This is a genomic window from Mycobacterium talmoniae (genome assembly GCF_001854525.1).
GTDB lineage: Bacteria > Actinomycetota > Actinomycetes > Mycobacteriales > Mycobacteriaceae > Mycobacterium > Mycobacterium talmoniae.
The window spans coordinates 1-12711 of record NZ_MLQM01000153.1; the positions used below are offsets into that span (position 1 = coordinate 1).

The 12711-nt window shown below is 68.4% G+C and carries 8 protein-coding genes; 1 reads left to right on the top strand and 7 read right to left on the bottom strand.

Annotated elements, in window-relative coordinates:
* A partial coding sequence (locus BKN37_RS21250; protein WP_207547280.1) for a beta-ketoacyl synthase N-terminal-like domain-containing protein occupies positions 1-3435 on the bottom strand: 3435 nt, incomplete at its 3' end.
* A gap of 257 nt (positions 3436-3692) precedes the next feature.
* Here BKN37_RS21250 and BKN37_RS21255 point away from each other — a divergent pair.
* Complete coding sequence (locus BKN37_RS21255; RefSeq protein WP_242657318.1) at positions 3693-4358, top strand: dienelactone hydrolase family protein; 666 nt, start codon at positions 3693-3695, stop codon at positions 4356-4358.
* Between the two features lie 25 nt (positions 4359-4383).
* Here BKN37_RS21255 and BKN37_RS21260 read toward each other — a convergent pair whose 3' ends face one another.
* The 6 genes from BKN37_RS21260 to BKN37_RS21285 all read right to left on the bottom strand — a co-directional run.
* Positions 4384-5316, bottom strand: a complete 933-nt coding sequence (locus BKN37_RS21260) for an SDR family oxidoreductase (RefSeq protein ID WP_242657316.1) — start codon at positions 5314-5316, stop codon at positions 4384-4386.
* Positions 5316-6194 (bottom strand): SDR family oxidoreductase, encoded by an 879-nt coding sequence (locus tag BKN37_RS21265; RefSeq protein ID WP_071028941.1) that lies wholly within the window; start codon positions 6192-6194, stop codon positions 5316-5318. The genes BKN37_RS21260 and BKN37_RS21265 overlap by 1 nt, the downstream gene beginning before the upstream one ends.
* 5 nt (positions 6195-6199) lie before the next feature.
* Positions 6200-6592 (bottom strand): hypothetical protein, encoded by a 393-nt coding sequence (locus BKN37_RS21270; protein ID WP_207547281.1) that lies wholly within the window; start codon positions 6590-6592, stop codon positions 6200-6202.
* Between the two features lie 23 nt (positions 6593-6615).
* Complete coding sequence (locus BKN37_RS21275; protein WP_083341952.1) at positions 6616-9645, bottom strand: MMPL/RND family transporter; 3030 nt, start codon at positions 9643-9645, stop codon at positions 6616-6618.
* A gap of 15 nt (positions 9646-9660) precedes the next feature.
* The gene (locus tag BKN37_RS21280) at positions 9661-10083 is read right to left on the bottom strand and encodes an MmpS family transport accessory protein (protein ID WP_095407166.1); all 423 of its coding nucleotides are present in this window, start codon (positions 10081-10083) and stop codon (positions 9661-9663) included.
* A 173-nt stretch (positions 10084-10256) separates the two neighbouring features.
* The coding region (locus BKN37_RS21285; protein WP_242657317.1) for a 3-oxoacyl-[acyl-carrier-protein] synthase III C-terminal domain-containing protein at positions 10257-12711 on the bottom strand (2455 nt) is incomplete at its 5' end.

Genomic DNA, 12711 nt, shown 5'->3' on the forward strand with positions numbered 1-12711 from the left:
CCCACCGCCCCCCCCCCACCCACCCACGCCCCGCCCGCGCCAGCCGGGTATCAGAGCCCGGTCGGGTTCCCGGTCATCGACCGCGGCGCCGCGGACCTGGGGCGCCTCGCTCACCACCAGGTGCGCGTTGGCGCCGCCCAAGCCGAACGCGCTGACCCCGGCGACCGCGCGGCCGCCGGTGTCCGGCCAGGTGTCCAGCTGCTGCGCGACCCGCAAGCTGTCCAGCGGCAGGTGCGGGTTGGGCTCCGTGCAGTTCAGGCTGGGCGGGATCGCCCGATGGTGCAGCGCCAGCGCGACTTTGATGAGCCCGGCCACCCCGGCCGCCGCCCCCAGGTGGCCGATATTGGTCTTGACCGATCCGATCAGGCACCGGTTATCCGGCCCGCGGCCCTGCGCCAGGACGGCGCCGAGCGCCTGCGATTCGATGAGGTCGCCCAGATATGTTCCCGCGCCGTGCGTTTCGACATACTGCACCGCACCGGGCGGCAGATTCGCGCACCGGTAGGCCTCGGTCACGACGGCTTCCTGCGCCGCGCGGCTGGCGGCCGTCAACCCGTTGCTGCGCCCATCCTGGTTGACGGCGCTGCCGCGGATGACCGCGTAGACCGGGTCGCCGTCGGCTAACGCGCGGCTCAACGGCTTGAGCACGACGATCCCGGCGCCCTCGCCCCGGACGAAGCCGTCCGCCCGGACGTCGAACGTCTTGCAGTGGCCGTCGGCCGCCAGCAGCCCGGCCTGATCGAGGTCGGCACCGATCCGCGGCGACAGCATGACGTTGACGCCGCCGGCTAAGGCCAGGGTGGACTCGCCGCCGTCCAGGCTGCGGCAGGCCTGGTGCACGGCGACCAGCGACGAGGAGCAGGCGGTGTCGATCGCCATGCTCGGTCCGCGGAAGTCGTGAAGGTAGGAGATCCGGTTGGCGGCGATGCTCAGCGTGTTTCCGGTGTAGCCGTCCAGCAGCGCCGGCTGGCCGCGCCGCAGGGCGCCGTAGTCGTTGGTGGCAATGCCGATGAATACGCCAGTGCGGCTGCCGGCCAAGCGATCCGGCACCTGCCCGGCGTCTTCCAGCGCCTCCCACGCCACCTCGAGAAGCAGCCGTTGCTGGGGGTCCATGCACGCCGCCTCCTGCGGCGAGATGCCGAAAAACTGCGGGTCAAACTGGTCGACCTGATCGAGGAACCCGCCCCAGCGCGGGCTGCCGCCACCCGCGCCCACCGCCCAGCGGTCCGGCGGGGTTGCGGTGATGGCGTCCGCGCCGTCGGCAAGAAGCCGCCAAAACACCGCCGGCCCGTCGGCGCCCGGGAACCGGCAGCCGATGCCGATGATCGCGATCGGTTCACCGGCGGTTGCGGCCGGCGCTTCGCCGTCGGTCGGGGCCGCGGCAGGGTGCGCGTCCCCGGCCAAGTGCCGGGCGAACAGCTCGATCGTCGGATAGTCGTAGGCCAGCGTCGGCGAAAGCTTGCGGCCCAGCCAGGCTTCCAAGCCGGTGGTCAGCCAGATGGCGTGCACCGAGTCCAGCCCGTAGTGCGCGAACGGTTGGGTGGGGTCGATCTCACCGGGCGCTAACCCCAGCGCCGCGCCCAGCTCGGTCACCACCCAGGCGGTGATCTCCTCGGCGGTGCGGCCGACCTCGGGTGCGGCCTGGCCGTCCGGCGCTGCCGGTGGCTGCGGCTCCCCCGGACTGGGGGCGTACCACTGGGCGAACACCTCCAGGGCACCGTCGAGGAACCGCTGCCGGCAGGTGCGCCGCCGGACCTTTCCGCTCGACGTGGTCGGGATCCGCAGCGGCTCCACCAGCACCACCCCGTGGACCTGGATTTCATGCCGTTCGGTGATCGCGGTCCGGATACCGTCGATCACCGCGTCCACGTCGACGTCCCGGATCCGCTCGCGGTCGACCTCCTGTACGACGATGAGCTGTTCGGCGGTGTTGGGTGGCAACGTGACCGAGAACGCCGCCCCGCGGCCCCGCAGCAGCGCCGGGTGGCTGTCCTGCGCGGTGGCTTCCAGGTCGTTGGGGTAGTAGTTCGCCCCGCGGATGATGATGAGGTCCTTGAGCCGTCCGGCGATGAACAGTTCGCCGTCGAGCAGGAATCCCATATCGCCGGTGCGCAGGAACGGCCCGCGCCCGGTGTCGGAGAGGAACGCCGAGAAGGTTTCCTCCGTTTCGGTCGGCTTGCCCAGGTAGCCCTGTGCAACGCTGGCCCCGGCGACCCAGATTTCCCCGACCTCGTCGGGGCGGCATTGCCGCCGCGTGACCGGATCGGCGATCACCGCCTCCACACCGTGCTGCACCGTGCCGCAACCGATGAGCGTCGCCGCACCCGGGTGCTCGGGCGGCACGTCGACGACGTGGTGGTCGCGCAGCGCGACCGGGTCGACGTGCCGCCGCACCGGTTCGGCGGACTCCGTCCCGGCGGTCACCAGCAGGGTCGCCTCGGCCAGCCCGTACACCGGCCGGAACGCGGTGTCCCGGAAACCCGCCGGGGCGAAGGCGTCGGCGAACCGCTGCAAGGTGGTGGGATTCACCGGTTCGGCACCCGACATCGCCGTCGTCCAGTGCGACAGGTCCAGCGCCGCCCGTTCGGCGGCGCTGGAGCGTTCCACGCACAGGTCGTAGGCGAAATTCGGGGCGACACTGACATTCGCGCCGGATTCCGACAGCGTTTCCAGCCACCGCATCGGGTGCTGGATGAATGCCTCGGGCGGCATCAGATAACAGCTGCCGCCCAGGTACAGCGTGCCGAGCATCGCCCCGATCAGACCCATGTCGTGATGCAGCGGCAGCCAGGACGCCACAATGGTGGACTCGTTGCCGTCGATCGCCCGACGGATGGCCTCCAGGTTGGCGAGCAGGTTGCGGTGGGTCAGCACAACACCTTTCGGCGAACTCGTGGAGCCCGAGGTGTACTGCACCAGCACCGGTGCATCCGGGTCGAGGTTGGGGGCTACCCAGTGGGCGGCGATGTCGGCTTCGTCGACGTCGGTCGTACACCACCGCAGGGCGGCGGTGTCGGCCATGCCGTCCATCGCGGCCTTGAGTTCCGGGTGCGAGTCCGCGGTGGTCAATACGAAGCCCGCTCCCGCATCGGCGACGATCGAGGCGACGCGGGTGAGGACCCGGGTCCGCACCGGCGGATGCACCGGGATCGCAACGGCGCCGGCATAGATGCAGCCGAAAAGGCCGGCGATGAAGTCCAACCCGGAGGGGCACAACACCAGCACCCGTTCACCGGCGGCGCCCTGCCGTTGCAACCTGCACGCGATTGCCCGGGCCTGGAGGTCGAGCTTGTGGTAGCTGAGCCGATGGTGTTCTGCGCCGCCACTCGAGTAGTCCGCGTAGTCGAACACCATCTTGTCGCGATACCGCACGGCCCGGTGCCGCATCAGGTGAAGCAATGTCGCCGGCGCGATCAGTCGACTCTCGTTTAACATCTGACCACCTAGTCGCGATCTGAATAATCCGAAGCAAGCCACCTTGCCCGCTCGCACCGCCACGCCCCCCGCGTGCGCGTCATGCGCAGGAGCCTATGCCCCGAGCAGCGTAGTCCGCGATGTCTGAGCCGAATAGAGTAGTGGTGGCGCCCAAATAGAGTAGTAATTACGTGCATCAATTCGCGGTTGCGCTTTCTAGGATGGGTGGCGTGACAACGACAATCAACATCGATACCCCGGATGGTCCGATCGATGCCATGCTGGACCTGCCCGAAAAACAAGGCCCCCGTCCCGGTGTGGTGGTGATCCACCCGCCGATCGGCGCTACCGACGGGGACAAGGAGGCGATCTCGCAGCGGATCGCTGCGGCGGGATACCTCGCCGCCACCCCGAACCTGTTCGCCCACGGCGGCCGGATCCGTTGCGTCACCAGGGTGTTTCGGGACCTGTTAGCCAAACAAGGCCGTGCCCTCGACGATATCCTCGCCACTCGAGATCATCTCCGGTCGATGCCGGAATGCTCCGGACAAGTGGGCATCGCCGGATTCTGCATGGGCGGCCAGTTCGCATTAGTCATGGCGCCCAAAGGTTTTAGCGCCTCAGCGCCCTTCTACGCCACGCCGCTGCCCCGCAACCTCGCCGACATGTTGGACGGTGCGTGCCCGATTGTGGCCAGCTTCGGCCGTCTGGATCCGCTCGGGGTGGGCGCACCGGGACGGTTGCGTAAGGCTGTCGAGCGCAACGGCATCACCGCGGACATCAAGACCTATCCGCACGCCGGGCACAGCTTCGCCAACGACATTCCCGGTCAAACCCTGGCCCGGATCACCGGATTCGGCTACAACGAGGCCGCCACCGAGGACGCCTGGACCCGGGTGTTCGCGTTTTTCGACGAACATCTGCGCGCCAGCGTGTCCACCTAGAACAACTTGCCCGTCGCTATTGTGGTCATCCCTGGGGATGCTCGGGCGCGCTTGTCAGCAGATCCGATCGGGCGCCCATCGAGCGGCCCAACGCCGCTACCTCTGCATCCAACCCGGGCAGCAGCTCCCGCGCGGACTTCGACATCGAGCGCTCCCCGATCGGTGTGGCCAGCAGCGGACGCAGCCACCGCGCCAAGCCGACCCAACGCGGGCAATTCACGCGGTGTTTGCGGGCCTCGATCCCGCTGACGAAGGCTTTTCCGCAGTCCTGCACCGACGTCACCGTGTTACCGGGGCCCTGCATGGTGAGCATCTCCCGGAACGTCGCCAGGTCGGCTTTAGCGTCGCGCAGCAACGGCGTGTCGATCAACGCCATATGCGCCGAGCCCACGTCCACACCCAGATAGGCAAGCTCGAGCCGCAGGGTATTCGCGAAGTGCTCAACCCCGGCCTTCGACGCGCTATACGACGCCAGGCCCGGGGCACCCCCATAGGCCGCCAACGAAGACACCACCAAGATGTAGCCACGGCGGTCGATCAGCGAGGGCAACGCCGCTCGCACCGTGTGAAACACCCCGAGCACGTTGACGTCGAGGACCCGCTTGAACGCCAACGGATCGACCTGCCGCACCGAGCCGTAGCTCAGAATACCGGCGTTGGCGACCACGGTGTCGATACCGCCGAACCGTTCCACCGCCCGGTCAGCGGCGGATTGCAGCGCCCCGAGATCACGCACGTCGGCGACCGCCGTCATCACCCGGTCCTCGCCGAGCGAAGCGGCTAACTCGTTGAGCCGCACCATATCCAGGTCGACCAGCAGCAGCCGGGTGCCCTTGCGGTGCAGGCGGTGAGCGACTTCGGCGCCGACCCCGCCCGCGGCGCCGGTGAGGAACACCACCTGGTCGCTCAGCGGTTTTGGGGCTGGGGCGCGCGCCGACCGGCCCATCGAGATGTTCATCAGCGGTTCCCCAATGCTTCCACCCGGGCGCTGGTGGAGCGCCCCAGCGCGGCGACCTCGGTATCCAGCTGGTGCAGCAGCTGCGACGTGGAGCTGCGGACCAGCGATTCGACCATGCCGGTGGACAACACCGGCTTGAGCCAGCGGAACAGCCGCACCCAGCCCGGACAGTACACGTGGCTGCGGCGCCGTTCGATGCCGTCGACGAACGCCGCCGCGCACCGGTCCACCGAGGTGGTAATGCTCAACGGCCAGGGCAATTTGGCCAGCATCGCCCGGAATGCCGGCAATTCGTCGCGGCACTCACGGACCAGCGCCGTGTCGATGAAGGACATGTGGGCCGAGCCGACGGCGACCCCACGGTGGCCCAACTCCAGCCGCAGCCCGTCGGCGAGGTGCTCGACGCCGGCTTTGGCGGTGTCGTAGGAGGTGCTGCCCGGTGACGCGGCGTACGCCGAAAGCGACGATACGATCAGCACATAGCCGCGGCGTGCGAGCACCGCGGGCAACGTGGCCCGCACGGTGTGGAAGACGCCGAGCACGTTGATGTCGAGGACGCGTTTGAACGCGTCCGGATCGACCTGCAACACCGAGCCGTTGCTGGCGATTCCGGCGTTCGCCACCACGGCGTCGATACCCCCGAAGCGGCGCACGGCCGCATCCGCCGCGGATTGCAGCGCCGCCAGATCCCGCACATCGGCGGATACGGTCAGCACCCGATCGTCGCCGAGGTCGGCGGCCAGTTCCGCCAGGCCCGCCTCGTCGACATCGGTGAGCACCACCGTGGCGCCCTTGGCGTGCAGCCGCCGGGCCACCGCTGCCCCGATGCCACCAGCACCGCCGGTGATGAAGATGACTTGAGCATTCACCGATTTCATGGCGGCTAGCCTTCCGGCGCTCCGGTGGTCAGTCGGACGGTGACGGTGACGCGTCCGTTCTGGTCGCGCCGGGCGACGGCGTGCCCGGCGCGCTCCGTGCCGTCGAGGCGCAGCGTCAGGGGCCGGCCCTCGCCGAGAAAGTTCCGCCACCAGGTCTTCGCCTCGGGGATCCAGACGTCGATGACGAATTTGTCGCCGGCGCGGCGACAGGTCACCGGGATGCTGAACCGCCGCCCGGAACGCGGTCCGGTATAGCTGAGGATGGTCAACGTGTTGGTGCGGGTGAGGTATCGGTTCACCATCCCGCCCAGGCGCGGTGAGGTGGCCACCGCGGCCACCGGCGCGTTGAAAACCGGCGCGGCCGCGCGTATCCAGAATCGTTCCAGTGTTGGTCGCACGCTCACGTTCGCCACTTCCCTTCTCAGAGCCCAAGATGCCGCGGGAGCCGCGACACGGTCAGCCCCCCGACGCCGATCAGCAGCCCGAGGGCCAGCGGCATCCCCAGCCACCTGCGCATCCGCAACCGCGCCGATCGGCCGCCGCCCGGCGCCGGTGCGCCGGACCGAATGACCCCGGCCAGCACCGGTTCCTGCGGCAACAGGTAGCGCCGGACCACGGGGCGGGGCGCGTACGGCCGCAGCAGGTAACTGGCCGGGCGGGGCCGTATTCGTTGCGGCCACCAGAACCAGCGGCCCAGCAACGCGGCGATGGACGGCGTCATGAAGGCGCGCACCACCAGGGTGTCGAACAGCAGTCCCAGACCGATGGTGGTGCCCACCTGACCGATGATGCGCAGATCGCTGACCACCATCGACGCCATGGTGAACGCGAACACCAGGCCCGCCGAGGTCACCACCTTGCCGGTGCCGCCCACGGCACGGATGAGGCCGGTCTTGATCCCGGCGCCGAGTTCTTCCTTGAGCCGGGAGACCAGCAGCAGGTTGTAGTCCGATCCCACCGCCAACAGGATGATCACCGACATCGCCAGCACCAGCCAATGCAGGTCGATGCCCAGCAGGTACTGCCACACCAGCACCGACAGCCCGAACGAGGCGCCCAGCGACAGCGCGACCGTGCCGACAATCACCGCCGCGGCAACAAGACTGCGGGTGATGATGAGCATGATGATGAAGATCAGGCACAGCGACGCGACCCCGGCGATCAGCAGATCGACGCTGGACCCGTCGCGCTGGTCCTTGTTGATGGCCGCGGTGCCGGTCAGGTAGACCTTGGCGTGTTCCAGCGGGGTCCCCTTGAGCGCCTCGGCGGTCGCGGTCCGGATCGCACCGATTCGCGGAATTGCTTCCGGCGCGGCGGGATCACCCCGGTGGGTGATGATCATGCGGACCGCCTTGCCGTCCGGGGATAAGAAGAACTTCATCGCGCGCTGGAAGTCGGGGTTTGCGAAGACTTCCGGCGGCAGGTAGAAGGAATCGTCGTTTCTGGCGGCATCGAACGCCTTGCCCATCGCGGTCGCGTCGCCGCTGAGTTCCTCCATCTGCTCGAAGATCCCGGACATGGTGCTGTGCATGGTCAGCAGCATGGTCCGCACCGATTCCATCGTCGCGATCATCGGCGAGAACTGGGCGATCATCTGTGGCATCAGGACATCGAAGTTGTCCAAGTTGTCCGAGAGCGCATGCAAATTTTCGTCGAGCTGGTCAACCCCGTCCATCGCATCAAATAGGGACCGCAGTGACCAGCAAATCGGAACATCGTAGCAGTGCTGTTCCCAATAAAAATAGTTGCGGACCGGCCTCCAGAAATCGTCGAAATCGGCGATGTGGTCGCGTAACTCGTCGGTGACGGCGACCACCTCGTGTGTTCTACCGATCGTGGCGTGGGTGGTGCCGGCGAGCTGCTGCATCAATCCCTGCATCCGCCGCATCGCCGCGATGGTGTCGGTGAGCTCGTCGGCCTGCGTCACCATGTCGTCGATGCGGTCCTTCTCGAACTTCATGTTTTGCCGCTGCGCGGCGTTTTGCATGCTGAGCTGAAACGGGATCGAGGAGTGCTCAAGCGGTGTCCCCTCCGGCCGCGTGATGGCCTGCACGCGGGAGACCCCTTCGACCCCGAAAATGCGTTTGGTGAGCCGGTCGAGGACCAGAAAGTCCGCCGGGTTGCGCAAATCGCGGTCCGTCTCGACCATCAGGAGTTCGGGCATCATCCGGGCCGGGGAGAAATGTCGCTCGGCGGCCGCAAACCCCTGCCCCGACGGGAGGTTATCCGGTAGGTACTTCAGCAGGTTGTAGCTGGCCCGGTACCCCGGCAGGGTCAGCAGACCGATCAGGGCAACCGCGACCGTCGCGGCCAGGATGGGCCCGGGCCAGCGCACGATCGCGGTCCCGACCCGTCGCCAGCCGTGGACTTGGACCGTGCGCTTGGGTTCGAACAGCCCGAACCGGCCGCCCACCGCGAGCGCCGCCGGCACCAGGGTGAGCGCGACCGCAACCGACACCAGCATGCCCACCGCGCACGGGGCGCCCAGGGTCTGGAAATACGGCATCCGGGTGAAGCTGAGGCAGGCCACCGCCCCGGCAATCGTCAAACCGGACGCTAAGACCACCTTGGCGACGCCGCGATAGGTCGTGTAGTAGGCCGTTTCCCGGTCTTCGCCGGCCTGACGGGCCTCGTGGTAGCGGCCGAAGAAGAAGATCCCGTAGTCGGTTCCGGCGGCGATCGCCAGCGCCACCACCAGGGTGACCGCAAACGTGGAGAGCCGGAACCACCCGTGCAGCGCAAGAACCGCGACGATCCCGCGGGCCGCGAGTAATTCGACGCCCACCATGACCAGGAGCAGCGCCACGGTGGTGACCGAGCGATAGACCAGGAACAGCATGGTGAAGATCGCCGCGATACTGACCACGGTGATCTTGAGCACGCTCTGGTTGCCGCTTTCGTCTTCGTCGGTGATCAGCGGCGTCCACCCGGTGACGTAGGCCTTGACCCCGGGCGGGGCCGGGGTGCGCGCCACGATGCCCTGCACGGCCCGCACCGATTCGTTCGCCAGGTCCTCCCCTTCGTTGCCGGCGAGATTGACCTGCACGTAGGCGGCCTTCCCGTCGGCGCTTTGCACCCCGGCCGCCGTGAGCGGATCGCTCCAGAAGTCCTCGACGTGCCGCACGTGCGTGGGGTCGTTGTCCAACTGGCGGATCAGCAGGTCGTAGTAGTGGTGGGCGGCGTCGCCGAGGGGCTGATCACCCTCCAGCACGATCATCGCCGTGCTGTCGGATTCCGATTCCTGGAAAACCTCGCCGATCCGCTTCATCGCCCGCACCGAGGGCGCGTAGTCGGCCATGATCGGGGCGGCGCGTTCCTTGCCGACCTGCTCCAGCGAGGGAACGGCGAAAGTCAGCAGCGCCGCGATCGCCAACCACGCCAGGATGATGGGCGCCGAGAGCATGCGGATCGCGCGGGCGAGGAAGGACGTGTCGGTGCGTTCGGTAGTCATCTGTTCGGTGCTCACTCATCCGGCCTTCAGCAAACAGAAGGTGTAGGCGTTCACTTCGTTTGAGGTTCGTTCGGCTTTGACCTGGCCGTTGACCAGGATGCGGCACCCGATACTGCCGCTATTCCCCTGCGCTACAACATTTCCCAAGATCGCAGCCGAGGTGGTGGTGATCGTCACCGACCACGGCAGGTGCGCCGCGTCGACGCGCTGCGGGTCAGCGCTGGCGTCGAAATAGCTGATGTCGGCCACCGTCCCGGGTGGCCCGAACACCTCGTAGGTCAGCTGCTTGGGGTCGACCGGTTTGGCACCGTCGGTGTTGGTGTCGACGTAGGCCGGGTATTGCTCGGAGCCGAAGATGCCGTGCAGCCGCGACACGGTCAGCCCGCCGATGCCAACCACCACCAAAACCACCAGCGGAATCCACAGTCGCTTCAAGATCCAGCGGACCGGGCGGCCCGAGTTCCTTGTCCGGCTGGCAGCCGCTGGGACGGCACCTCCGCGCGCATCGGCAGCGGGTAGGCCTGCACGTCGCGGACCGCCCGCCGCGGGGCGCTGATTCCGGGATAGCCCACGGTGCGCGGTTCTTGCGGTCGCTGGCGTCAACATGGGAATCAGAACCGGTAGGTCGCGCAGCCGACCTCGACACCCGAGCCGACGCTCACCAGCAACGCGATGTCCCCCGAGCTGACCAGCCGGCGGGTCCGGGCCTGCTGCAGGCCGTACGGCACACAGGAGGAGAACGGGTCGGCGTCGACGCCGAGGTCGACGAAACGCGACACCGGGATGTTCAGCCGGGCGGCGAGTTCGGCGCGGTCGGCGCCGGACAGCTGCGGGGGGAGCACGGCGGCGATCTGCGCGCGGTCCAGCTCCTCGAGCTTCAACAGTTCCTCGACCGCGGCCGGGATGCAGTCCAGGTAGTGGGCGACCAGGTCGGGGTCGCGGTCGATCTGCAGCCAGCTGTGGCCGTCGCGGTGCTGGAAATAGGTTTCCAGCGCGTCGGCGTACTCGGGATGGTGGTGAAAGACGAACCGGCCGAAGCCCGCCGTACCGTCGCCGCGGCCCAGCAGCACCGCCGAACCGGTTTCGCTCATGCCGTACATCGGGTGGCCGTTGCCGGCGCGGTTGTTTTCGGTTTCGGCGGCCACCACCATCGCGTGGTCGGCTTTTCCGGCGCCGATCAGCTGGGCGCCCACCTGGCACGCGTTGAGGAATCCGACCGCGCCGTTGAGCACGTCGAACACGAACGTCTTGGGTTCATCCGGGGATTCGAGGTCGTCGTTCACCGCCAGTTCGCCGGCGACCAGCGCGGCGATCGCCGGTTCGCACAGGAAATCCTCCCGGGACACCCCGGCGTAGAGGATCAGGTCCAGGGCGGACCGGTCCAGGCCGCTGTGCTCCAGGCACGCGGTCGCGGCCCGCACCGCCAGGTCGACCGCGTGGGGCGGCGCGGCTGGGGCGGGGAGCGCGGTGCCGACCCCGTCGATGCGCACCCGGGGCGTCGGGGGCGGCTCGGCGGGTCGTCGGCGGGCCGCCAGGCCGCGACCGCGCTCCCCGTTGCGGGTCCGGCGCATCCGCGCCGGCAGGTCGTCGAAGGTGTACAGCGCGGCACCCACCGTGGTGCCGGAGCCGCTGATGCCGAACACCACGTTGTCCCCCGGCTGGATCCGGTTGCCCCGGATCTGGTCGTGCAGCGCCACGAAGTGGGTGGTGCTGGCGGTGTTGCCCCGTTCGGCCAGGTTGTTGATGATGTTGCCCGGGTGGGCGGTGGCGTGCCCGAACACCCGGTTCACCGCGCTGACCGCATCGTGCAGCGACGCTTCCGAGGTCTGGTGCATGACGATGTGATCGCAGTGCTCGGGGCGCCAGCCGTGCCGCTTCATCACCGCGGCGACATACGGGATGGACCGCTTGACCGCGGTGACGGTCGCGGCGATGGAGTCGACGGTCATGATCGCGCCGCCGTGCGGGCCGTCGCTGGCCTTGGCCATGCACAAGGTGCTGTACCGGCTCAGGGTGGCCATGTCGATGTCGTGGAAGCCGACCCGGTCGTTGGGGCCGCGCTCCAGCAGCACCGCGGCACCGATGTCCCCCACGGTCAAACACGCCAGCCGCGGATCCATCGGCCCCGCGATTTCGCGCTGCGCGGTCTCGGTGATGTGGCTGATGTATTCGCCGCTGACCACCAGGGCGCACTGGACCAGTCCGGTCTGCAGGTAGGCGTCGGCCACCGCGACACCGGTGAACATGCCGGCGCAGGCGTTGGAGATGTCGAACGCCAGCGCCTCGGTCAGCCCGCATTGCTCCCGCAACCGCACCGCGGTGCTGGGCTCGAACATGATCTTCTGTCCCGGCCCGTCGTAGCGAGAGATGTTGCAGCAGATGATCAGATCAACCTCGTCGGGCGCATAGCTGGACCGGGCCAGGCAGTCGGTCACCGCGTTGCGGGCCAGGTCGATCGAGAACTCGCCGTGCCCCACCACCCGCCGGCTTTTGATGCCGGTCAGCCGCTCCAACGGGATGCCGATCTTGTTGACGCAGCCGGCCAGGACGGTCTCGGTGGACATCACCCCCGTCGGCAGGTACACGCCGAGGCTTTCGATCACCGTGTTTCGGGTCGGCGGGCCGCTCGCCCGCACCGGTGTGGTCGGGGTCGGGGTGGGCGCCGCGTCGCCGCCCGCGGCAATGACCGCGGCGCCGTTCACCGGTCGCTGGCTCGGCCGGTCGGAGGCGTCCTGGGTGGGCTCGCCGTATTCGGCGGCCAGCTCGGTGATCGTGCCGAACAGGAAGACCGACTCGGGTTTCAGCGGCAGGCCCGCCGCGTTCGCCCGCACCGCGACCTCCAGGCTGTGGGTCGAGGAGCCGCCCAGTGCGAAAAAGTCATCGTGGATGCCGACCCGGTCCAGATCGAGGACCGCACACCAGATCTCGGCGAGCAGCCGTTCGGTGCCGGTGCGCGGGGCGACGTAGGCCGGCCGCGGGGCCGGCGCCGCCTCGTCGGCCGCCTGCAGGGCGCGGCGGTCGACCTTGCCGCTGGACATGTGCGGCAGCGTCGGCACCACCGTGAAG

Bases quoted from the DNA above. Each gene is read 5' to 3' on its own strand.
- BKN37_RS21255 (WP_242657318.1), top strand. From the start codon at position 3,693: ATGCTGGACCTGCCCGAAAAACAAGGCCCCCGTCCCGGTGTGGTGGTG.
- BKN37_RS21260 (WP_242657316.1), bottom strand. From the start codon at position 5,316: ATGAACATCTCGATGGGCCGGTCGGCGCGCGCCCCAGCCCCAAAACCG.
- BKN37_RS21265 (WP_071028941.1), bottom strand. From the start codon at position 6,194: ATGAAATCGGTGAATGCTCAAGTCATCTTCATCACCGGCGGTGCTGGT.
- BKN37_RS21275 (WP_083341952.1), bottom strand. From the start codon at position 9,645: ATGACTACCGAACGCACCGACACGTCCTTCCTCGCCCGCGCGATCCGC.